The 21,790-nt window shown below is 55.5% G+C and carries 20 protein-coding genes and 4 tRNA genes; all 24 read left to right on the top strand.

The genetic code is table 11. The annotated features are described in order from the left end of the window. The first annotated feature begins 90 nt into the window (after positions 1 to 90). The 24 genes from J9870_RS26385 to rplV all read left to right on the top strand — a co-directional run bounded on the left by J9870_RS26385 (position 91) and on the right by rplV (position 21,779). Positions 91 to 175: transfer RNA gene (locus tag J9870_RS26385), tRNA-Tyr, on the top strand. A 24-nt stretch (positions 176 to 199) separates the two neighbouring features. Further along, a tRNA-Gly gene (locus J9870_RS26380) sits at positions 200 to 273 on the top strand. 26 nt (positions 274 to 299) lie between these two features. Then, positions 300 to 375: transfer RNA gene (locus J9870_RS26375), tRNA-Thr, on the top strand. 86 nt (positions 376 to 461) lie between these two features. Next, complete coding sequence (gene tuf, locus J9870_RS26370; protein WP_003186103.1) at positions 462 to 1,655, top strand: elongation factor Tu; 1,194 nt, start codon at positions 462 to 464, stop codon at positions 1,653 to 1,655. Between the two features lie 53 nt (positions 1,656 to 1,708). Next, a tRNA-Trp gene (locus J9870_RS26365) sits at positions 1,709 to 1,784 on the top strand. Positions 1,785 to 1,829: 45 nt separating this feature from the next. Continuing rightward, a complete protein-coding gene (gene secE, locus J9870_RS26360; protein ID WP_003186101.1) occupies positions 1,830 to 2,198 on the top strand; it encodes a preprotein translocase subunit SecE in 369 nt (122 codons plus the stop codon). Positions 2,199 to 2,207: 9 nt separating this feature from the next. After that, a complete protein-coding gene (gene nusG / locus J9870_RS26355) occupies positions 2,208 to 2,741 on the top strand; it encodes a transcription termination/antitermination protein NusG (RefSeq protein WP_010443972.1) in 534 nt (177 codons plus the stop codon). A gap of 117 nt (positions 2,742 to 2,858) precedes the next feature. Continuing rightward, on the top strand, positions 2,859 to 3,290 hold the full coding sequence (gene rplK, locus J9870_RS26350; protein ID WP_003210097.1) for a 50S ribosomal protein L11: 432 nt from the start codon (positions 2,859 to 2,861) through the stop codon (positions 3,288 to 3,290). Continuing rightward, positions 3,290 to 3,985, top strand: a complete 696-nt coding sequence (rplA, locus tag J9870_RS26345; protein WP_003186095.1) for a 50S ribosomal protein L1 — start codon at positions 3,290 to 3,292, stop codon at positions 3,983 to 3,985. Before rplK ends, rplA begins: the two co-directional genes overlap by 1 nt. 198 nt (positions 3,986 to 4,183) lie before the next feature. After that, positions 4,184 to 4,684, top strand: a complete 501-nt coding sequence (rplJ, locus tag J9870_RS26340; protein ID WP_210641394.1) for a 50S ribosomal protein L10 — start codon at positions 4,184 to 4,186, stop codon at positions 4,682 to 4,684. Between the two features lie 78 nt (positions 4,685 to 4,762). Continuing rightward, positions 4,763 to 5,128, top strand: a complete 366-nt coding sequence (rplL, locus tag J9870_RS26335) for a 50S ribosomal protein L7/L12 (protein ID WP_210641392.1) — start codon at positions 4,763 to 4,765, stop codon at positions 5,126 to 5,128. 220 nt (positions 5,129 to 5,348) lie between these two features. Continuing rightward, positions 5,349 to 9,422, top strand: a complete 4,074-nt coding sequence (gene rpoB, locus J9870_RS26330; RefSeq protein WP_053125867.1) for a DNA-directed RNA polymerase subunit beta — start codon at positions 5,349 to 5,351, stop codon at positions 9,420 to 9,422. Between the two features lie 64 nt (positions 9,423 to 9,486). Further along, positions 9,487 to 13,686 carry a DNA-directed RNA polymerase subunit beta' gene (gene rpoC, locus J9870_RS26325; protein ID WP_123415185.1) on the top strand — a complete coding sequence of 1,400 codons (4,200 nt, stop codon included), beginning with the start codon at positions 9,487 to 9,489 and terminating at the stop codon, positions 13,684 to 13,686. 216 nt (positions 13,687 to 13,902) lie between these two features. After that, positions 13,903 to 14,274, top strand: coding sequence for a 30S ribosomal protein S12 (rpsL, locus tag J9870_RS26320; RefSeq protein WP_003186084.1), 372 nt, complete (start codon positions 13,903 to 13,905; stop codon positions 14,272 to 14,274). A gap of 102 nt (positions 14,275 to 14,376) precedes the next feature. Further along, positions 14,377 to 14,847 carry a 30S ribosomal protein S7 gene (gene rpsG, locus J9870_RS26315; protein WP_003186074.1) on the top strand — a complete coding sequence of 157 codons (471 nt, stop codon included), beginning with the start codon at positions 14,377 to 14,379 and terminating at the stop codon, positions 14,845 to 14,847. 30 nt (positions 14,848 to 14,877) lie between these two features. Beyond that, positions 14,878 to 16,983: an elongation factor G gene (gene fusA / locus J9870_RS26310; protein ID WP_210641390.1), complete on the top strand. Its 2,106-nt coding sequence runs from the start codon at positions 14,878 to 14,880 to the stop codon at positions 16,981 to 16,983. 31 nt (positions 16,984 to 17,014) lie between these two features. Next, complete coding sequence (tuf, locus tag J9870_RS26305) at positions 17,015 to 18,208, top strand: elongation factor Tu (RefSeq protein WP_003186071.1); 1,194 nt, start codon at positions 17,015 to 17,017, stop codon at positions 18,206 to 18,208. A gap of 157 nt (positions 18,209 to 18,365) precedes the next feature. Beyond that, positions 18,366 to 18,677 carry a 30S ribosomal protein S10 gene (rpsJ, locus tag J9870_RS26300; RefSeq protein ID WP_003186070.1) on the top strand — a complete coding sequence of 104 codons (312 nt, stop codon included), beginning with the start codon at positions 18,366 to 18,368 and terminating at the stop codon, positions 18,675 to 18,677. Between the two features lie 80 nt (positions 18,678 to 18,757). Then, positions 18,758 to 19,393 (top strand): 50S ribosomal protein L3, encoded by a 636-nt coding sequence (gene rplC / locus J9870_RS26295; protein WP_003186059.1) that lies wholly within the window; start codon positions 18,758 to 18,760, stop codon positions 19,391 to 19,393. A 12-nt stretch (positions 19,394 to 19,405) separates the two neighbouring features. Next, positions 19,406 to 20,008: a 50S ribosomal protein L4 gene (gene rplD, locus J9870_RS26290; RefSeq protein ID WP_003186057.1), complete on the top strand. Its 603-nt coding sequence runs from the start codon at positions 19,406 to 19,408 to the stop codon at positions 20,006 to 20,008. Next, positions 20,005 to 20,304 (top strand): 50S ribosomal protein L23, encoded by a 300-nt coding sequence (rplW, locus tag J9870_RS26285; protein ID WP_002555488.1) that lies wholly within the window; start codon positions 20,005 to 20,007, stop codon positions 20,302 to 20,304. The genes rplD and rplW overlap by 4 nt, the downstream gene beginning before the upstream one ends. 14 nt (positions 20,305 to 20,318) lie before the next feature. Further along, positions 20,319 to 21,143: a 50S ribosomal protein L2 gene (gene rplB, locus J9870_RS26280; protein ID WP_003186055.1), complete on the top strand. Its 825-nt coding sequence runs from the start codon at positions 20,319 to 20,321 to the stop codon at positions 21,141 to 21,143. A 16-nt stretch (positions 21,144 to 21,159) separates the two neighbouring features. Beyond that, the gene (gene rpsS, locus J9870_RS26275; RefSeq protein WP_002555486.1) at positions 21,160 to 21,435 is read left to right on the top strand and encodes a 30S ribosomal protein S19; all 276 of its coding nucleotides are present in this window, start codon (positions 21,160 to 21,162) and stop codon (positions 21,433 to 21,435) included. Between the two features lie 11 nt (positions 21,436 to 21,446). Then, on the top strand, positions 21,447 to 21,779 hold the full coding sequence (rplV, locus tag J9870_RS26270; protein ID WP_003103908.1) for a 50S ribosomal protein L22: 333 nt from the start codon (positions 21,447 to 21,449) through the stop codon (positions 21,777 to 21,779). Positions 21,780 to 21,790 lie beyond the last annotated feature (11 nt).

Raw genomic sequence — 21,790 nt, 5'->3', positions numbered from 1 at the left:
GCGAGGCGTAGTCAACGCAGCTAACCTCAGGTTTTTTATGAGAAAATGCTTGACAGAAGGCTGGCATAATATAGAATGCCGGCTCGCTTAGGAGGGGTTCCCGAGCGGCCAAAGGGATCAGACTGTAAATCTGACGTCTACGACTTCGAAGGTTCGAATCCTTCCCCCTCCACCATTTTTAGCGTGAGCTGCAAGCTCCGCGGGTATAGTTTAGTGGTAGAACCTCAGCCTTCCAAGCTGATGATGCGGGTTCGATTCCCGCTACCCGCTCCACGTTTGCAGGTTGTGCAGAGTGTTTTGCTCTTGTAGCTCAGTTGGTAGAGCACACCCTTGGTAAGGGTGAGGTCAGCGGTTCAAATCCGCTCAAGAGCTCCATATATAACAAGGCAGATATGAAAATATCTGCCTTTGTTTTAATGGCTTGTGTGACTTGTTAAATTCTTCTCCTAGGGGTGATTGCGATGGCTAAGGAAAAGTTCGAACGTAATAAGCCGCACGTCAACGTTGGTACTATTGGTCACGTTGACCATGGCAAGACCACGCTGACTGCTGCTCTGACCCGGGTCTGCTCCGAAGTTTTCGGTTCGGCCAAGGTTGACTTCGACAAGATCGACAGCGCCCCAGAAGAGAAGGCTCGCGGTATTACCATTAATACTGCTCACGTTGAGTACGATTCGGCTGTGCGTCACTATGCGCACGTTGATTGCCCGGGTCACGCTGACTACGTGAAGAACATGATCACCGGTGCTGCCCAGATGGATGGTGCGATCCTGGTTTGCTCGGCCGCTGATGGTCCGATGCCGCAAACTCGTGAGCACATCCTGCTGTCTCGTCAGGTAGGCGTTCCGTACATCGTTGTCTTCCTGAACAAGGCTGACATGGTTGACGACGCCGAGCTGCTTGAGCTGGTTGAGATGGAGGTGCGTGATCTGCTGAGCACCTACGACTTCCCAGGTGATGACACTCCAATCATCATTGGTTCGGCTCTGATGGCGCTGAATGGTCAGGACGACAACGAAATGGGTACCACCGCTGTCAAGAAGCTGGTGGAAACTCTGGATAGCTACATCCCAGAGCCGGAGCGTGCTATCGACAAGCCGTTCCTGATGCCAATCGAAGACGTATTCTCGATCTCCGGTCGCGGTACTGTTGTGACTGGTCGTGTTGAGCGTGGCATCGTCCGTATCCAGGAAGAAGTTGAGATCGTCGGTCTGCGCGACACTCAGAAAACTACCTGTACCGGCGTTGAAATGTTCCGCAAGCTGCTCGACGAAGGTCGTGCAGGTGAGAACTGCGGCGTGCTGCTGCGCGGTACCAAGCGTGACGATGTTGAGCGTGGCCAGGTTCTGGTCAAGCCAGGTACTGTCAAGCCGCACACCAAGTTCACTGCAGAAGTTTATGTTCTGAGCAAGGAAGAGGGCGGTCGTCATACGCCGTTCTTCAAGGGCTACCGTCCGCAGTTCTACTTCCGTACGACTGATGTGACCGGTAACTGCGAGCTGCCAGAAGGCGTTGAAATGGTAATGCCAGGTGACAACATTCAGATGACTGTTACCCTGATCAAGACCATTGCGATGGAAGACGGTCTGCGTTTCGCTATCCGTGAGGGTGGTCGTACCGTTGGCGCTGGCGTCGTAGCCAAAGTTATCGAGTAAACAGTTGTAATGTCTTTTTCGGGCCGGCATAATGGTCGGCCTGATTTTGTTTTAGGTCAGTAGCTCAATTGGCAGAGCGACGGTCTCCAAAACCGTAGGTTGGGGGTTCGATTCCCTCCTGACCTGCCAGATTCACTTGGTGTATCTGGCTTTCTTTTCACAGGATCTTCATAGATGACTCCTAAAGCTGAAGCTCAAGGCTCTCGCTTCGATCTGCTCAAGTGGCTAGTGGTAGTCGCTTTGGTGGTTGTTGGCGTTGTCGGCAATCAGTATTACTCTGCTTCGCCGATCCTGTACCGTGTACTCGCATTGCTTGCCATTGCTGCTGTTGCTGCCTTTGTTGGTCTGCAAACAGCCAAGGGCAAGTCTTTCTTTGTACTCGCTAAGGAAGCTCGCACCGAGATTCGTAAAGTCGTATGGCCGACTCGCCAAGAAACCACGCAGACCACGTTGATCGTTGTGGCTGTTGTTCTGGTAATGGCGTTGCTGTTGTGGGGGCTTGATTCCCTGCTCGGCTGGCTTGTTTCCTTGATTGTTGGCTAAGGGTGTCCCGTGGCTAAGCGTTGGTACGTTGTGCATGCTTACTCGGGTTACGAGAAGCATGTTATGCGCTCGCTGATAGAGCGCGTCAAGCTGGCTGGCATGGAAGATGGCTTTGGCGAAATTCTGGTCCCCACTGAAGAAGTGGTTGAGATGCGTAATGGCCAGAAGCGCAAAAGCGAACGCAAGTTCTTTCCAGGCTATGTGCTGGTACAGATGGACATGAACGAAGGGACTTGGCACTTGGTCAAGGATACCCCTCGGGTGATGGGTTTCATCGGCGGTACCGCTGATAAGCCTGCACCGATCACGGACAAAGAGGCAGAAGCAATTCTGCGTCGCGTCGCTGATGGTAGCGACAAGCCGAAGCCAAAAACGCTGTTTGAACCAGGTGAAGTTGTACGCGTCACTGATGGTCCATTCGCCGACTTTAACGGCACGGTTGAAGAAGTTAACTACGAAAAGAGCCGGATCCAAGTGGCAGTGCTCATTTTCGGTCGCTCTACTCCGGTAGAGCTAGAGTTCAGTCAGGTCGAAAAGGTCTGATTGAGCAGGCATCCCAACCCCGCAGCCCTAGGCTGTGGGGTTTTGTCGTCACTGGGATAAACGCGCAAGTAACCGGGGAGCCTTTCGAGGCGTTCGAACCCGTAATTGGAGTGCCTCATGGCCAAGAAAATTACCGCTTACATCAAGCTGCAAGTGAAGGCCGCTCAGGCTAACCCAAGCCCACCTGTTGGTCCTGCCCTGGGTCAGCACGGCGTGAACATCATGGAATTCTGCAAAGCCTTCAACGCCCGTACCCAGGGTATTGAGCCAGGCCTGCCGACTCCAGTGATCATCACTGTCTACAGCGACCGTAGCTTCACCTTCGAAACAAAAAGCACCCCTGCTTCGGTTCTGCTGAAGAAGGCTGCAGGTTTGACCAGCGGTTCCGCTCGTCCAAACACCGTTAAGGTTGGCACCGTTACCCGTGCTCAGCTGGAAGAAATCGCGAAAACCAAAAACGCGGATCTGACTGCAGCTGATATGGATGCAGCCGTGCGTACTATCGCCGGTTCTGCTCGTAGCATGGGCCTTAACGTGGAGGGTGTGTAATGGCTAAGCTGACCAAGCGTCAAAAGGCTATCGCCGGCAAAATCGAAGCAGGCAAGGCCTACAACTTTGTAGACGCCGCCGCTCTGCTGGCCGAGCTGTCGACTGTCAAGTTCAGCGAGTCGTTCGACGTTGCTGTAAACCTGGGCGTTGACCCACGTAAATCCGACCAGGTCGTTCGTAGCGCTACCGTGCTGCCACACGGCACTGGCAAGACCGTTCGTGTTGCTGTTTTCACCCAGGGCCCAGCAGCTGAAGCTGCTCTGGCTGCTGGTGCTGATCGCGTAGGCATGGACGATCTGGCTGCCGAAATGAAAGGCGGCGACCTGAACTATGACGTCGTTATCGCATCGCCTGATGCCATGCGTGTTGTAGGTCAGTTGGGTCAGATCCTCGGTCCACGTGGCCTGATGCCTAACCCTAAAGTCGGCACCGTAACGCCAGACGTAGCTACCGCGGTTAAAAACGCCAAGGCTGGTCAGGTTCGTTATCGCACCGACAAAAACGGCATCATTCACACCTCCGTTGGCAAGATTGGCTTCGACGCCGTCAAGCTGAAGGAAAACGTTGAAGCCCTGATCGCTGATCTGAAGCGTATCAAACCAGCTTCTTCGAAAGGTATCTACGTCAAGCGCGTTACCCTGAGCACCACCATGGGCCCAGGTCTGGTCATCGATCAGAGCTCGCTGGACGCGTAAGACGCGGATTGGCGCAAGTAATTGCGCCAGTCGAAAAATTGGGGTCCCTGCCTGGCGGGGGCTGTCCAAGACCGTAGGCGACGCAAGTCTTAAACCACAAGCCTACGCAGATGGTGCTCCCGGTTCCTTACCGAATCAGACACCAAAACGACATCCGATTTCGATTGGATGAAACGGTAACAAGCAGGAGTTAAACCCGTGGCAATTAAACTCGAAGACAAGAAGGCCATCGTCGCTGAAGTCAACGAGGCTGCCAAAGCTGCTCTGTCCGCTGTCGTGGCTGATGCCCGTGGCGTAACAGTAGGCGCTATGACCGGACTCCGTAAAGAGGCTCGTGAAGCTGGCGTTTACGTACGTGTTGTACGTAACACCCTGCTCAAGCGCGCTGTTGCTGACACTGAATACAGTGTCCTCAACGACGTGTTCACCGGCCCGACCTTGATTGCATTCTCGAAAGAACATCCGGGCGCTGCTGCTCGTATCTTCAAAGAGTTCGCAAAAGGTCAGGACAAGTTCGAGATTAAGGCAGCTGCGTTCGAGGGCAAGTTCCTCGCAGCTAACCAGATCGACGTACTGGCAACTCTGCCGACCCGTGACGAAGCAATTTCTCAGCTGATGAGCGTGATTCAAGGCGCAACCAGCAAATTGGCTCGTACCCTGGCGGCACTGCGCGACCAGAAAGAAGCTGCCGCAGCCTAAGGCTGAGCACCTCTTTTCGCGTTTTTTGTTTATTTCGATGGTCGCGTAGGCCGTCCCCCAATTCAGGAATTTAGAGTCATGTCTATCTCTCAAAACGATATCCTCGAAGCCGTTGGCAACATGTCCGTAATGGAAGTTGTTGAGCTGATCAAAGCTTTCGAAGAAAAATTCGGTGTTACCGCTGCTGCCGCTTCGGCTGGTCCAGCTGTTGCTGTTGCTGCTGCTGAAGAGCAAACCGAATTCAACGTCATGCTGACCGAAGCTGGCGAGAAGAAAGTTAACGTGATCAAGGCAGTACGTGAACTGACCGGTCTGGGCCTGAAAGAAGCCAAGGCTGTAGTTGACGGCGCTCCTGCCATGGTTCTGGAAGCTGTTGCCAAAGACGCAGCTGACAAAGCCAAAGCTGTTCTGGAAGAAGCAGGCGCTAAAGTCGAGCTGAAGTAAGCATCGACTTTGCGTCTCCAGCCCGAGCGTTAAGCGACAGGCTGATGGCTGGTGGCTCTTGCCACCGGCCTTTTTCCGTTACTGGCAGCCGACTGGGTCGGTGCTGATAGCGAGCTGTAACCACCCGATGTGGTGGCGCAAACCATGGGGTTTGCACGATTTTCTGGCTGCTCCCGTCGGGAGGGGCCAAACAAGCAGGTGACCAAGCTGGGGAACGCTGATGGCTTACTCATATACTGAGAAAAAACGTATCCGCAAGGACTTTAGCAAGTTGCCGGACGTCATGGATGTGCCGTACCTCCTGGCCATCCAGCTGGATTCGTATCGTGAATTCTTGCAAGCGGGAGCGACTAAAGATCAGTTCCGCGACGTGGGCCTGCATGCGGCCTTCAAATCCGTTTTCCCGATCATCAGCTACTCCGGCAATGCTGCGCTGGAGTACGTCGGTTATCGCCTGGGCGAACCGGCATTTGATGTCAAAGAATGCGTATTGCGCGGTGTAACTTACGCCGTACCTTTGCGGGTAAAAGTGCGCCTGATCATTTTCGACAAAGAATCGTCGAACAAAGCGATCAAGGACATCAAAGAGCAAGAAGTCTACATGGGTGAAATCCCCCTGATGACTGAGAACGGTACCTTCGTAATCAACGGTACCGAGCGTGTAATCGTTTCCCAGCTGCACCGTTCTCCAGGCGTGTTCTTCGACCACGACCGTGGCAAGACGCACAGCTCCGGCAAACTGCTCTACTCCGCGCGCATCATTCCTTACCGCGGCTCGTGGTTGGACTTCGAGTTCGACCCGAAAGATTGCGTATTCGTGCGTATCGACCGTCGTCGCAAGCTGCCTGCCTCGGTACTGCTGCGTGCGCTCGGCTATACCACCGAAGAAGTACTGGACGCGTTCTACACCACCAACGTTTTCCACGTGCAGGGTGAAAACCTCAGCCTGGAGCTGGTGCCTCAGCGTCTGCGCGGTGAAATCGCTGTCCTCGATATCCAGGATGACAAGGGCAAGGTTATTGTCGAGCAGGGTCGCCGTATCACCGCTCGCCACATCAACCAGCTGGAAAAGGCCGGGATCAAAGAGCTGCAGGTGCCTCTGGACTACGTCCTGGGTCGCACCACCGCCAAGGTCATCGTGCACCCGGCTACCGGCGAAATCCTGGCAGAGTGCAACACCGAGCTGAACACTGAGATCCTGGCAAAAATCGCCAAGGCCCAGGTCGTTCGCATCGAAACTCTGTACACCAACGATATCGACTGCGGTCCGTTCATCTCCGACACGCTGAAGATCGACTCCACCGGCAACCAACTGGAAGCCCTGGTCGAGATCTATCGCATGATGCGTCCTGGCGAGCCGCCAACCAAGGATGCAGCCGAGACTCTGTTCAACAACCTGTTCTTCAGCCCTGAGCGCTATGACCTGTCTGCGGTCGGCCGGATGAAGTTCAACCGTCGTATCGGTCGTACCGAGATCGAAGGTTCGGGCGTGTTGAATAAAGACGACATCGTCGCGGTACTCAAGACTCTGGTCGACATCCGCAACGGTAAAGGCATCGTCGATGACATCGACCACCTGGGTAACCGTCGTGTTCGCTGCGTAGGCGAAATGGCCGAGAACCAGTTCCGTGTTGGCCTGGTGCGTGTAGAGCGCGCGGTCAAGGAACGTCTGTCGATGGCTGAAAGCGAAGGCCTGATGCCGCAAGACCTGATCAACGCCAAGCCAGTGGCTGCGGCAGTGAAGGAGTTCTTCGGTTCGAGCCAGCTGTCTCAGTTCATGGACCAGAACAACCCGCTGTCCGAGATCACCCACAAGCGTCGTGTTTCCGCACTCGGCCCGGGCGGTCTGACCCGTGAGCGCGCAGGCTTCGAAGTTCGTGACGTACACCCGACTCACTACGGTCGTGTATGCCCGATTGAAACGCCGGAAGGTCCGAACATCGGTCTGATCAACTCCCTGGCCGCCTATGCGCGCACCAACCAGTATGGCTTCCTCGAGAGCCCGTACCGTGTGGTGAAAGACGCTCTGGTCACCGACGAGATCGTGTTCCTGTCCGCCATCGAAGAAGCCGATCACGTGATCGCTCAGGCTTCGGCCACGATGAACGACAAGAAAGTCCTGATCGACGAGCTGGTAGCTGTTCGTCACTTGAACGAGTTCACCGTCAAGGCGCCGGAAGACGTCACCTTGATGGACGTATCGCCGAAGCAGGTAGTTTCGGTTGCAGCGTCGCTGATCCCGTTCCTCGAGCACGACGACGCCAACCGTGCGTTGATGGGTTCGAACATGCAGCGTCAGGCTGTACCCACTCTGCGTGCCGACAAGCCGCTGGTAGGTACCGGCATGGAGCGTAACGTAGCCCGTGACTCCGGCGTTTGCGTCGTGGCTCGTCGTGGCGGCGTGATCGACTCCGTCGATGCCAGTCGTATCGTGGTTCGTGTTGCCGATGACGAAGTTGAAACTGGCGAAGCCGGTGTCGACATCTACAACCTGACCAAATACACCCGCTCCAACCAGAACACCTGCATCAACCAGCGTCCGCTGGTGAGCAAGGGTGATCGGGTTCAGCGTAGCGACATCATGGCCGACGGCCCGTCCACCGACATGGGTGAACTGGCACTGGGTCAGAACATGCGCATCGCGTTCATGGCATGGAACGGCTTCAACTTCGAAGACTCCATCTGCCTGTCCGAGCGTGTTGTTCAGGAAGATCGCTTCACCACGATCCACATCCAGGAACTGACCTGTGTGGCCCGTGACACCAAGCTTGGCCCAGAGGAAATCACTGCGGACATCCCGAACGTGGGTGAAGCTGCACTGAACAAGCTGGACGAAGCCGGTATCGTTTACGTAGGTGCTGAAGTTGGCGCAGGCGACATCCTGGTCGGCAAGGTCACTCCGAAAGGCGAGACCCAGCTGACTCCGGAAGAAAAACTGCTGCGTGCCATCTTCGGTGAAAAAGCCAGCGACGTTAAAGACACCTCCCTGCGCGTGCCTACCGGCACCAAGGGTACTGTCATCGACGTACAGGTCTTCACTCGTGACGGCGTTGAGCGTGATGCTCGTGCACTGTCCATCGAGAAGACTCAACTCGACGAGATCCGCAAGGACCTGAACGAAGAGTTCCGTATCGTCGAAGGCGCAACTTTCGAACGTCTGCGCTCTGCTCTGGTCGGCCACAAAGCCGAAGGCGGCGCCGGCCTGAAGAAAGGTCAGGAAATCACCGACGAAGTTCTCGACGGTCTTGAGCATGGCCAGTGGTTCAAGCTGCGCATGGCTGAAGATGCTCTGAACGAGCAACTCGAGAAGGCTCAGGCCTATATCGTTGATCGCCGTCGTCTGCTGGACGACAAGTTTGAAGACAAGAAGCGCAAACTGCAGCAGGGCGATGACCTGGCTCCGGGCGTGCTGAAAATCGTCAAGGTTTACCTGGCAATCCGTCGTCGCATCCAGCCGGGCGACAAGATGGCCGGTCGTCACGGTAACAAGGGTGTGGTCTCCGTGATCATGCCGGTTGAAGACATGCCGCACGATGCCAATGGCACCCCGGTCGATGTGGTCCTCAACCCGTTGGGCGTACCTTCGCGTATGAACGTTGGTCAGATCCTTGAAACCCACCTGGGCCTCGCGGCCAAAGGTTTGGGCGAGAAGATCAACCGTATGATCGAAGAGCAGCGCAAGGTCGCTGACCTGCGTAAGTTCCTGCACGAGATCTACAACGAGATCGGCGGACGCAACGAAGAGCTGGACACCTTCTCCGACCAGGAAATCCTGGATCTGGCGAAGAACCTGCGCGGCGGCGTTCCAATGGCTACTCCGGTGTTCGACGGTGCCAAGGAAAGCGAAATCAAGGCCATGCTGAAACTGGCAGACCTGCCAGAAAGCGGCCAGATGCAGCTGTTCGACGGCCGTACCGGCAACAAGTTCGAGCGCCCGGTTACTGTTGGCTACATGTACATGCTGAAGCTGAACCACTTGGTAGACGACAAGATGCACGCTCGTTCTACCGGTTCTTACAGCCTGGTTACCCAGCAGCCGCTGGGTGGTAAGGCACAGTTCGGTGGTCAGCGTTTCGGGGAGATGGAGGTCTGGGCACTGGAAGCGTACGGTGCTGCATACACTCTGCAAGAAATGCTCACAGTGAAGTCGGACGATGTGAACGGCCGGACCAAGATGTACAAAAACATCGTGGACGGCGATCACCGTATGGAGCCGGGCATGCCCGAGTCTTTCAACGTGTTGATCAAGGAAATTCGTTCCCTCGGCATCGATATCGATCTGGAAACCGAATAACACGTGACGCGAATCGAGAGCGGGGCTGTTTGGCCCGCTCTCTGCTCCGCCAGGAGGAAAGGCCTTGAAAGACCTACTGAATTTGCTGAAAAACCAGGGTCAAGTCGAAGAGTTCGACGCCATCCGTATTGGATTGGCCTCGCCTGAGATGATCCGTTCGTGGTCGTTCGGTGAAGTTAAAAAGCCGGAAACCATCAACTACCGTACGTTCAAACCCGAGCGTGACGGCCTGTTCTGCGCCAAGATCTTTGGCCCGGTAAAGGATTACGAGTGCCTGTGCGGTAAGTACAAGCGCTTGAAGCACCGTGGTGTGATTTGCGAGAAGTGCGGCGTTGAAGTCGCGCTGGCAAAAGTTCGTCGTGAGCGCATGGCCCACATCGAGCTGGCCTCGCCGGTTGCCCACATCTGGTTCCTGAAATCGCTGCCGTCCCGTATCGGCCTGCTGATGGACATGACCCTGCGTGATATCGAACGTGTTCTCTACTTCGAGAGCTATGTCGTTATCGACCCGGGCATGACCACCCTTGAAAAAGGTCAGTTGCTCAACGACGAGCAGTACTTCGAAGCGCTGGAAGAGTTCGGCGACGATTTCGATGCCCGCATGGGTGCCGAAGCTGTCCGCGAGCTGCTGCACGCTATCGACCTGGAGCACGAGATTGGCCGTCTGCGCGAAGAAATTCCGCAAACCAACTCCGAAACCAAGATCAAGAAGCTGTCCAAGCGTCTGAAGTTGATGGAAGCCTTCCAGGGTTCCGGCAACCTGCCAGAGTGGATGGTGCTGACCGTTCTGCCGGTTCTGCCGCCAGACCTGCGTCCACTGGTTCCGCTCGATGGCGGTCGTTTCGCGACTTCCGACCTCAACGACTTGTATCGTCGAGTGATCAACCGTAACAACCGCTTGAAGCGCCTGCTCGATCTGTCCGCTCCGGACATCATCGTGCGCAACGAAAAGCGTATGTTGCAGGAAGCGGTCGACGCATTGCTCGACAACGGTCGTCGTGGCCGCGCTATCACCGGTTCCAACAAGCGTCCTCTGAAATCCCTGGCTGACATGATCAAGGGTAAGCAGGGTCGTTTCCGTCAGAACTTGCTCGGTAAGCGTGTTGACTACTCCGGTCGTTCGGTAATTACCGTAGGTCCGACCCTGCGTCTGCACCAGTGCGGTCTGCCTAAGAAAATGGCTCTGGAGCTGTTCAAGCCGTTCATTTTCGGCAAGCTGGAAATGCGTGGTCTCGCGACCACCATCAAAGCCGCCAAGAAAATGGTCGAGCGCGAACTGCCAGAGGTTTGGGACGTTCTCGCCGAAGTGATTCGCGAACACCCAGTGTTGCTCAACCGTGCACCGACCCTTCACCGTCTGGGTATCCAGGCGTTTGAACCGGTACTGATCGAAGGTAAGGCTATCCAGCTGCACCCGCTGGTCTGTGCTGCGTACAACGCCGACTTCGACGGCGACCAAATGGCCGTGCACGTACCGCTGACGCTGGAAGCCCAGCTCGAAGCGCGTGCGCTGATGATGTCGACCAACAACATTCTGTCGCCAGCCAACGGTGAGCCAATCATCGTTCCGTCGCAGGACGTTGTATTGGGTCTGTACTACATGACTCGTGAAGCGATCAACGCCAAGGGCGAAGGTCGTGTGTTCGCGGATCTGCAGGAAGTTGACCGTGTGTTCCGTGCCGGCGAAGCCGCACTGCACGCCAAGGTCAAGGTGCGGATCAACGAAACCGTGAACGATCGTGATGGCGGCAGCGTGACCAACACCCGTATCGTCGACACCACCGTCGGCCGTGCGCTGTTGTTCCAGGTTGTGCCAAAAGGCCTGTCCTTCGACGTCGTCAACCTGCCGATGAAGAAAAAGGCGATCTCCAAGCTGATCAACCAGTGCTACCGCGTGGTTGGTCTGAAAGAGACCGTGATCTTCGCTGACCAGTTGATGTACACCGGTTTTGCCTATTCGACCATTTCCGGCGTTTCCATCGGTGTTAACGACTTCGTTATTCCGGATGAAAAAGCCCGCATCATCGGTGCTGCCACCGAAGAAGTGAAAGAGATCGAAAGCCAGTACGCCTCCGGCCTGGTAACCCAGGGCGAGAAGTACAACAAGGTAATCGACCTCTGGTCCAAGGCGAACGACGAAGTATCCAAGGCGATGATGGCCAACCTCTCGAAAGAGAAAGTCATCGACCGTCATGGCAACGAAGTCGACCAGGAATCGTTCAACTCGATGTACATGATGGCTGACTCGGGCGCACGGGGTTCTGCTGCGCAGATCCGTCAGCTCGCCGGTATGCGTGGCCTGATGGCCAAGCCGGACGGCTCCATCATCGAGACCCCGATTACCGCGAACTTCCGTGAAGGTTTGAGCGTACTCCAGTACTTCATCTCCACTCACGGTGCTCGTAAGGGTCTTGCGGATACCGCGTTGAAAACGGCGAACTCCGGTTACCTGACTCGTCGTCTGGTAGACGTTGCGCAGGATCTGGTCGTGACCGAGATCGATTGCGGCACCGAACACGGCTTGGTAATGACTCCGCACATTGAAGGCGGTGACGTTGTAGAGCCGCTGGGTGAGCGCGTATTGGGTCGTGTCATCGCCCGTGACGTATTCAAGCCGGGTACCGAGGACGTAATCGTTCCTGCCGGCACCCTGGTTGACGAGAAGTGGGTCGAGTTCATCGAACTCAACAGCATCGACGAAGTGATCGTACGTTCGCCGATCAGCTGCGAAACCCGCTACGGCATCTGCGCCAAGTGCTACGGTCGCGACCTGGCTCGTGGTCATCAGGTGAACATCGGTGAAGCGGTCGGCGTTATCGCTGCCCAGTCCATCGGTGAGCCGGGTACCCAGCTGACGATGCGTACGTTCCACATCGGTGGTGCGGCAAGCCGGACCTCCGCTGCAGACAGCGTACAGGTGAAGAATGGCGGTACCGTCCGTCTGCACAACCTCAAGCACGTAGAGCGCGTGGACGGTCACCTGGTGGCTGTATCGCGTTCCGGTGAGCTGGCGATCGCTGACGACTTCGGTCGCGAGCGCGAGCGCTACAAGCTGCCGTACGGTGCTGTGATTTCGGTCAAGGAAGGTGACAAGGTCGACGCTGGCGCTATCGTGGCCAAGTGGGATCCGCACACCCACCCAATCGTGACCGAAATGAAAGGTACCGTGACCTACGTGGGCATGGAAGAAGGCATCACGATCAAGCGTCAGACTGACGAATTGACCGGTATGACCAACATTGAAGTACTTGACGCGAAAGATCGTCCAGCTGCGGGCAAGGACATCCGTCCGGCCGTGAAGATGGTCGACGACAACGGCAAGGATCTGTTGCTGCCAGGCACTGACGTAATCGCTCAGTACTTCCTGCCAGCCAACGCCCTGGTCGGTGTTGCGGACGGTGCGCGGATCGCGATCGGTGATGTTATCGCTCGTATCCCGCAGGAAACTTCGAAAACCCGTGACATCACCGGTGGTCTGCCGCGTGTTGCCGACTTGTTCGAAGCCCGTCGTCCGAAAGAAGCCTCGATTCTGGCTGAAGTCAGCGGCACCATCGCGTTCGGTAAAGAGACCAAGGGCAAGCGTCGTCTGGTCATTACCCCGAACGACGGTAGCGATCCGTACGAAGAGCTGATTCCGAAGTGGCGTCACCTGAACGTCTTCGAAGGCGAACAGGTAAACCGCGGCGAAGTTATCTCCGACGGCCCGAGCGATCCACACGACATCCTGCGTCTGCTGGGTGTGAGTGCGCTGGCCAAGTACATCGTGAACGAGATCCAGGACGTTTATCGTCTGCAAGGCGTGAAGATCAACGACAAGCACATCGAGACCATCCTGCGTCAGATGCTGCGTAAAGTTGAAATCGCTGAATCCGGCGATTCGAGTTTCATCAAGGGCGACCAGATGGAACTGACTCACGTACTGGTAGAAAACGAGCGCCTGGCTGCGGACGACAAGTTCGTATCCAAGTTCACTCGCGTGCTGCTGGGTATCACCAAGGCGTCGTTGTCCACCGAATCGTTCATCTCGGCGGCTTCCTTCCAGGAAACCACCCGTGTACTGACCGAGGCGGCGGTAACCGGCAAGCGCGATTACCTGCGCGGCCTGAAAGAAAACGTGGTCGTGGGTCGTCTGATCCCGGCTGGTACCGGTTTGGCCTATCACAGCGAGCGCAAGCGTCGCCGTGATGCAGACAAACCGTTGCGCGTAAGCGCCAGTGAAGTGGAAGCTGCACTGACCGAAGCGCTGAACTCGAGCGGTAACTGAGTTCTGTAGTAATTGAGTGCCTGGCCCTGGTCATCCCGCACGCCGGATCGAGACAGATTGTCGAGATCCGGCGGGCGGGGAGGTCGGGGCCTTGCCTTGACTGGGAACAAGATCCTCTTTAGACTCTTGATCCCCTAAATTTGGCGGGAATTCGTTCCTGCCATTTTGCTTTTCTTGTAAGACAATAGCGTCGCAAGACAACAGTGGAGCTAGTAGATGGCAACTATCAACCAGCTGGTACGTCAGCCGCGTAAGCGTATCGTCGAGAAATCCGACGTGCCTGCGCTGCAGAACTGCCCGCAACGTCGTGGCGTATGCACCCGTGTGTATACCACCACGCCGAAAAAACCTAACTCGGCACTGCGTAAAGTATGCCGTGTGCGTCTGACCAACGGTTTCGAGGTTTCCTCGTACATCGGCGGTGAAGGCCACAACCTGCAAGAGCACAGCGTGGTACTGATCCGCGGCGGTCGTGTAAAAGACTTGCCAGGTGTTCGTTACCACACCGTTCGCGGTTCTTTGGATACTTCCGGCGTCAAAGGTCGTAACCAGGGTCGTTCGAAGTACGGTACCAAGCGTCCGAAATAATCGGCCGTTTTACAGTTTTTCATTTTATTGAGTCGATAAGAGTAAGGTCGGGCACGCATTAGCTGTCCCGGGCTAACCTGAAGACCGTTTGAGGGCTTATCAATGCCAAGACGTCGCGTAGCAGCCAAACGTGAGATTCTGGACGATCCGAAATACGGAAGCCAGATCCTCGCCAAGTTCATGAACCACGTAATGGAAAGCGGCAAGAAAGCCGTTGCCGAGCGTATTGTTTATGGCGCACTGGACAAAGTTAAGGAACGCAAGAACAGCGATCCCCTGGAAATCTTCGAGAAAGCTCTCGACGCCATCGCTCCGCTGGTCGAAGTGAAGTCGCGCCGTGTAGGCGGTGCTACTTACCAGGTTCCGGTCGAAGTTCGTCCGTCCCGTCGTAACGCCCTGGCAATGCGCTGGTTGGTAGACTTCGCCCGCAAGCGCGGTGAGAAGTCCATGGCTCTGCGTTTGGCTGGCGAACTGTTGGACGCTGCTGAAGGTAAAGGTGCTGCAGTTAAGAAGCGTGAAGACGTGCACCGCATGGCTGAAGCCAACAAGGCTTTCTCGCACTACCGCTTCTAATTCTAGCGTCACTAATTTTGCGAGGGCTTTATGGCTCGTACTACACCGATTAACCGCTACCGTAACATCGGTATCGTTGCCCACGTGGATGCTGGTAAAACCACCACCACTGAGCGCGTCCTTTTTTACACCGGCAAAAGTCACAAGATGGGCGAGGTGCATGATGGCGCCGCGACCACCGACTGGATGGTGCAGGAGCAGGAGCGTGGTATTACCATTACTTCTGCTGCTATTACCGCTTTCTGGAAGGGTTCCGAGAAGCAGTACCCGCACGAGCATCGCTTCAACGTTATCGATACCCCGGGCCACGTAGACTTCACCATCGAAGTTGAGCGTTCCCTGCGTGTACTCGACGGCGCTGTCGTCGTGTTCTGCGGTACTTCGGGTGTTGAGCCTCAGTCGGAAACCGTGTGGCGTCAGGCCAACAAGTACGGTGTTCCTCGTCTTGTTTACGTAAACAAGATGGACCGTGCTGGTGCCAACTTCCTGCGCGTGATCGGTCAGATCAAGCAGCGCCTGGGTCACACTCCGGTGCCGATCCAGCTGGCTATCGGTTCCGAAGACAACTTCCAGGGTCAGATCGATCTGATCAACATGCAAGCTGTCTACTGGAACGATGCTGACAAGGGTATGGTTCCTGTTCGCAAGGACATCCCGGCAGAGTTGCTGGAAGAAGCCGAGAAGTGGCGCGGCAACATGGTTGAGGCTGCGGCCGAAGCCAACGAAGAGCTGATGAACAAGTACCTCGAGGGTGAAGAACTCACCAACGAGGAAATCAAGGCTGCTCTGCGTCAGCGTACCATCGCTGGTGAGATCGTCCTGGCTGTTTGCGGTTCTTCCTTCAAGAACAAGGGTGTTCCCCTGGTTCTCGACGCTGTGATCGACTTCCTGCCTGCTCCAACCGACATTCCTGCTATCAAGGGTACCAACCCTGATAACGAGGAAGAGGAAATGGAGCGTCATGCAAGCGATGACGAGCCTTTCGCGGCTCTGGCGTTCAAGATCGCTACCGACCCATTCGTGGGTACCTTGACCTTTGTTCGGGTTTACTCGGGCGTGTTGAACTCCGGCGACGGCGTGATCAACTCTGTTAAAGGCAAGAAAGAGCGTGTGGGTCGTATGGTGCAAATGCACGCAAACGCCCGCGAAGAGATCAAGGAAGTGCGCGCTGGCGACATCGCGGCCTTGATCGGCATGAAGGACGTCACCACTGGCGAAACCTTGTGCAACGCTGACAAGCCAATCATCCTGGTTCGCATGGACTTCCCGGAGCCGGTTATTTCGGTTGCCGTTGAGCCAAAAACCAAGGATGACCAGGAAAAAATGGGTATCGCTCTGGGCAAGCTTGCTCAGGAAGATCCATCTTTCCGCGTCAAGACTGATGAAGAGACTGGTCAAACGATCATCTCTGGCATGGGCGAGTTGCACCTGGACATCCTGGTTGACCGGATGCGCCGTGAGTTCAACGTCGAAGCCAACATCGGTAAGCCTCAGGTTTCCTATCGTGAGCGCATCACGAAGAACTGTGAAATCGAAGGTAAGTTCGTTCGCCAGTCTGGCGGCCGTGGTCAATTCGGTCACTGCTGGATCCGTTTTGCACCGGCTGATGAAGGTCAGGAAGGTCTGCAGTTCGTGAACGAAGTCGTGGGTGGTGTGGTTCCTAAGGAATACATCCCGGCGATCCAGAAGGGTATCGAAGAGCAGATGAAGAACGGCGTTGTTGCCGGCTATCCGCTGATCGGCCTGAAGGCAACTGTGTTCGATGGTTCTTACCACGACGTCGACTCCAACGAGATGGCGTTCAAGGTGGCTGCTTCCATGGCAACCAAGCAACTGGCCCAGAAGGGCGGCGGTGAGTTGCTCGAGCCGATCATGGCGGTAGAAGTCGTAACGCCTGAAGACTACATGGGTGATGTCATGGGCGACCTTAACCGTCGTCGTGGCATGATTCTGGGTATGGAAGATACGGTTTCCGGCAAGGTTATTCGTGCCGAGGTTCCGTTGGGTGAAATGTTCGGTTACGCGACCGACGTTCGTTCCATGTCTCAGGGTCGCGCAAGCTACTCTATGGAATTCAAAAAATACAATACAGCTCCGTCGCATATCGTCGAAACTGTTACCAAAAAACAAGGCTGATTCAGCCCCTTTAGGCTAGGAGTTAATTGTCGTGGCTAAAGAAAAATTTGATCGTTCCCTACCGCACGTCAACGTTGGCACCATTGGTCACGTTGACCACGGTAAAACCACTCTGACTGCTGCTCTGACTCGTGTCTGCTCCGAAGTTTTCGGTTCGGCCGTTGTTGCTTTCGACAAAATCGACAGCGCTCCGGAAGAGAAGGCTCGTGGTATCACCATCAACACCGCGCACGTTGAGTACAACTCTTCGATTCGTCACTACGCTCACGTTGACTGCCCAGGTCACGCTGACTATGTGAAGAACATGATCACCGGTGCTGCCCAGATGGACGGCGCGATCCTGGTTTGCTCGGCCGCTGATGGTCCGATGCCACAAACTCGTGAGCACATCCTGCTGTCCCGTCAGGTAGGCGTTCCGTACATCGTTGTCTTCCTGAACAAGGCTGACATGGTTGACGACGCTGAGCTGCTGGAACTGGTTGAGATGGAAGTGCGCGACCTGCTGAGCACTTACGACTTCCCAGGTGATGACACTCCGATCATCATCGGTTCGGCTCTGATGGCTCTGAACGGCCAAGACGACAACGAAATGGGTACCACCGCTGTTAAGCGCCTGGTAGAAACTCTGGACAGCTACATCCCAGAGCCAGTTCGTGTTATCGACAAGCCATTCCTGATGCCAATCGAAGACGTGTTCTCGATCTCGGGTCGCGGTACTGTTGTAACTGGCCGTATCGAGCGCGGTATCGTCAAGGTTCAGGATCCACTGGAAATCGTTGGTCTGCGTGACACTACCGTCACCACCTGCACCGGTGTTGAAATGTTCCGTAAGCTGCTCGACGAAGGTCGTGCTGGCGAGAACTGCGGCGTTCTGCTGCGTGGTACCAAGCGTGACGACGTTGAGCGTGGCCAGGTTCTGGTCAAGCCAGGTTCGGTCAAGCCGCACACCAAGTTCGAAGCTGAAGTGTACGTTCTGAGCAAGGAAGAAGGCGGTCGTCACACTCCGTTCTTCAAAGGCTACCGTCCACAGTTCTACTTCCGTACCACTGACGTGACCGGTAACTGCGAACTGCCGGAAGGCGTTGAAATGGTAATGCCAGGCGACAACATCAAAATGGTTGTCACCCTGATCAAAACCATCGCAATGGAAGACGGTCTGCGTTTCGCTATCCGTGAAGGCGGTCGTACCGTCGGCGCTGGTGTCGTAGCCAAAATCATCGAGTAAGCTCTTTTTTGAGTTAGCTTTGATGAGTTGAAAAAGCCTCCGCTTAGCGGGGGCTTTTTTATTGGGTTGACACCTATATGGGGCGTCTATAGAATTGCGCCTCCTTTTAACGGGCGTATTGCGCTCGGTGGGAATAGCAGCCGGAGTCTGAAATCCAATGCAAAATCAGCAAATCCGTATCAGGTTGAAGGCTTTTGACCATCGCCTGATCGACCAATCCACCCAGGAAATCGTGGAAACCGCGAAACGTACTGGTGCTCAAGTGCGTGGTCCAATTCCACTGCCTACCCGTAAAGAGCGGTTCACCGTTCTGGTCTCCCCGCACGTCAACAAAGACGCGCGTGACCAGTACGAGATCCGTACTCATAAGCGCGTTCTGGACATCGTCCAGCCAACGGATAAAACCGTTGATGCTCTTATGAAGCTCGATCTTGCGGCCGGTGTGGAAGTGCAGATCAGCCTCGGCTAAGACTCGGTCTTAGTCGTGTAACGCTCTGAAATGGGCGGCCATAGCGGGTGAAAGCCCCGTACACTCATGAGGTTTACAACATGACTATTGGTGTAGTCGGTCGTAAATGCGGTATGACCCGTATTTTCACCGAAGAAGGTGTCTCCATTCCGGTCACGGTCATTGAGATCGAGCCGAATCGCGTCACCCAGTTCAAAACTGAAGAGACCGATGGCTATCGTGCAGTGCAAGTCACTGTCGGCGAGCGTCGTGCTTCGCGTGTAACAGCTGCTCAGGCTGGCCACTTCGCTAAAGCGAACGTTGCCGCTGGTCGTACCGTAATGGAATTCCGTCTTGAAGAAGGCGAGTACCAGGCCGGCGATCTGATCAACGCTGAAATCTTCGCTGCTGGTCAACTGGTTGATGTAACCGGTCAGTCCAAGGGTAAAGGCTTCCAGGGTACGATCAAGCGTTGGAACTTCCGCGGGCAAGATAACACCCACGGTAACTCCGTATCCCACCGCGTTCCAGGCTCTATCGGCCAGTGCCAGACTCCTGGTCGTGTATTCAAGGGCAAAAAAATGTCCGGTCATATGGGCGCTGAGCGCGTGACCGTGCAGTCCCTCGAAGTAGTGCGCGTGGACGCTGAACGCAATCTGTTGTTGGTCAAGGGCGCTGTTCCTGGCGCTACTGGCGGCAACTTGGTTGTACGTCCAGCAGCCAAGGCTCGCGGTTAAGGGGAAGCTGACATGCAATTAAATGTAAATGACGCTCAAGCGATCGAAGTTTCCGAACTGACATTTGGCGGCGAATTCAACGAGACGCTGGTTCACCAAGCAGTCGTGGCCTACATGGCCGGCGGCCGTCAGGGTAGCAAGCAGCAAAAGACCCGTTCCGACGTTTCTGGTGGCGGTAAGCGCCCATGGCGTCAGAAAGGTACTGGCCGTGCTCGTGCCGGTACTATCCGTAGCCCAATCTGGCGTGGCGGCGGTACCACTTTCGCAGCTCGTCCTCAGGATCACTCCCAGAAGCTGAACAAGAAGATGTATCGCGCAGCAATGCGTTCCATCCTTGCTGAGCTGGTGCGTACTGATCGTCTGGTCGTGGTTCAGGACTTCGCTGTTGAAGCACCGAAAACCAAAGATCTGCTGAACAAGCTGAACGGCATGGGCCTGACTGACGTCCTGATCGTGTCTGACGCTGTTGATCAGAACCTGTACCTGGCTGCTCGCAACCTGCCACACGTTGATGTTCGTGACGTGCAAGGTTCCGATCCGGTCAGTCTGATCGCATACGACAAGGTGTTGATCACCGTGTCGGCCGTGAAGAAATTCGAGGAGCTGCTGGGATGAACCAGGAACGCGTATTTAAAGTTCTGCTTGGCCCGCACGTTTCCGAGAAGGCTACGGTTCTGGCAGACAAGAAAGGCCAGTTCGTTTTCAAGGTTGCGACTGACGCAACCAAGCTGGAAATCAAGAAGGCCGTCGAAAGCCTGTTCAGCGTGAAAGTAGAGCGCGTGACTACCCTGAATGTTCTGGGTAAAAGCAAGCGCACTGCTCGCGGTCTGGGCAAGCGTAATGACTGGAAGAAGGCAGTTATCTCCCTTCAGCCAGGCCAAGATCTCGATTTCAGCAGCAGTGCTGAGTAAGGAAGGGGTGCATCATGGCAATCGTTAAATGCAAACCGACTTCCCCTGGCCGCCGTTTTGTGGTCAAGGTGGTCAACCAGGAGCTGCATAAAGGCGCTCCTCACGCACCGCTGCTCGAGAAAAAATCGAAGTCTGGTGGTCGTAACAACAATGGCCGTATTACCACTCGTCACATCGGTGGTGGTCATAAGCAGCATTATCGTCTGGTCGACTTCCGTCGCAACGACAAGGATGGCATCGCTGCCACCGTCGAGCGTATCGAATACGATCCAAACCGTACTGCTCACATCGCTCTGCTGTTGTACGCAGATGGCGAGCGTCGCTACATCATCGCCCCTAAAGGCGTGAGCGCTGGCGACCAGCTGATCGCAGGTGCCCTGGCACCGATCAAGCCGGGCAACGCTCTGCAACTGCGTAACATTCCAGTTGGTAGCACCGTACACGGCATCGAATTGAAGCCAGGTAAAGGCGCGCAAATCGCTCGTTCCGCTGGTGCTTCGGCTCAGCTGATCGCTCGTGAAGGTGTCTACGTGACCCTGCGTCTGCGTTCTGGTGAGATGCGTAAAGTACTGGCTGAATGCCGTGCGACCCTGGGCGAAGTCTCGAACTCCGAGCACAGCCTGCGTTCGTTGGGTAAAGCTGGTGCCAAGCGCTGGCGTGGCGTTCGCCCAACCGTTCGTGGTGTTGCCATGAACCCGGTTGACCACCCACATGGTGGTGGTGAAGGTCGTACCTCTGGTGGTCGTCATCCGGTATCGCCATGGGGCTTCCCGACTAAGGGCGCGAAGACTCGTGGTAATAAGCGTACCGACAAAATGATCGTCCGTCGTCGCAAGTAAATAGAGGGATACGACAGTGCCACGTTCTCTGAAAAAAGGTCCTTTTATTGATCTTCACCTACTGAAGAAGATCGAAGTGGCGGCGGAAAAGAACGATCGCAAACCAGTTAAGACCTGGTCGCGTCGTTCGATGATCCTGCCACAAATGGTCGGTCTGACCATCGCAGTACACAACGGTCGTCAACACGTCCCAGTTCTCGTGAACGAAGACATGGTCGGCCACAAACTGGGCGAGTTTGCCGGTACCCGCACATACCGTGGGCACGTGGCTGACAAGAAAGCCAAGCGTTAAGGGGTTAGGAAATGGAAGTAGCCGCTAAGTTGTCGGGCGCTCGAATCTCCGCCCAGAAAGCCCGCTTGGTCGCCGACCAGATCCGCGGGAAGAAGGTGGGCGAAGCGCTCAACCTGTTGGCTTTCAGCAGTAAGAAAGCCGCCGAGATCATGAAGAAAGTGCTGGAGTCGGCCGTAGCCAACGCCGAGCATAACGAAGGCGCAGACGTTGATGACCTGAAGGTCAGCACCGTTTTCGTCAACGAAGGGCGTTCGCTGAAGCGCATCATGCCACGTGCCAAAGGCCGTGCTGATCGCATCGTCAAGCGGTCTTGCCATATCACTGTCAAGGTTGCTGACAAGTAACGGAGTCGAAG

Source organism: Pseudomonas sp. Tri1 (assembly GCF_017968885.1).
Lineage (GTDB): Bacteria > Pseudomonadota > Gammaproteobacteria > Pseudomonadales > Pseudomonadaceae > Aquipseudomonas.
Note: the sequence above shows the minus strand (reverse complement) of the source record. Positions and strands in the feature narration are given on the sequence as shown.

Excerpts from the sequence above, each read along its gene's own strand:
- tuf (WP_003186103.1), top strand. The coding sequence starts at position 462 with ATGGCTAAGGAAAAGTTCGAACGTAATAAGCCGCACGTCAACGTTGGT.
- secE (WP_003186101.1), top strand. The coding sequence starts at position 1,830 with ATGACTCCTAAAGCTGAAGCTCAAGGCTCTCGCTTCGATCTGCTCAAG.
- rplK (WP_003210097.1), top strand. The coding sequence starts at position 2,859 with ATGGCCAAGAAAATTACCGCTTACATCAAGCTGCAAGTGAAGGCCGCT.
- rplA (WP_003186095.1), top strand. The coding sequence starts at position 3,290 with ATGGCTAAGCTGACCAAGCGTCAAAAGGCTATCGCCGGCAAAATCGAA.
- rplL (WP_210641392.1), top strand. The coding sequence starts at position 4,763 with ATGTCTATCTCTCAAAACGATATCCTCGAAGCCGTTGGCAACATGTCC.
- rpoB (WP_053125867.1), top strand. The coding sequence starts at position 5,349 with ATGGCTTACTCATATACTGAGAAAAAACGTATCCGCAAGGACTTTAGC.
- rpsL (WP_003186084.1), top strand. The coding sequence starts at position 13,903 with ATGGCAACTATCAACCAGCTGGTACGTCAGCCGCGTAAGCGTATCGTC.
- rpsG (WP_003186074.1), top strand. The coding sequence starts at position 14,377 with ATGCCAAGACGTCGCGTAGCAGCCAAACGTGAGATTCTGGACGATCCG.
- fusA (WP_210641390.1), top strand. The coding sequence starts at position 14,878 with ATGGCTCGTACTACACCGATTAACCGCTACCGTAACATCGGTATCGTT.
- rpsJ (WP_003186070.1), top strand. The coding sequence starts at position 18,366 with ATGCAAAATCAGCAAATCCGTATCAGGTTGAAGGCTTTTGACCATCGC.
- rplC (WP_003186059.1), top strand. The coding sequence starts at position 18,758 with ATGACTATTGGTGTAGTCGGTCGTAAATGCGGTATGACCCGTATTTTC.
- rplD (WP_003186057.1), top strand. The coding sequence starts at position 19,406 with ATGCAATTAAATGTAAATGACGCTCAAGCGATCGAAGTTTCCGAACTG.
- rplW (WP_002555488.1), top strand. The coding sequence starts at position 20,005 with ATGAACCAGGAACGCGTATTTAAAGTTCTGCTTGGCCCGCACGTTTCC.
- rplB (WP_003186055.1), top strand. The coding sequence starts at position 20,319 with ATGGCAATCGTTAAATGCAAACCGACTTCCCCTGGCCGCCGTTTTGTG.
- rplV (WP_003103908.1), top strand. The coding sequence starts at position 21,447 with ATGGAAGTAGCCGCTAAGTTGTCGGGCGCTCGAATCTCCGCCCAGAAA.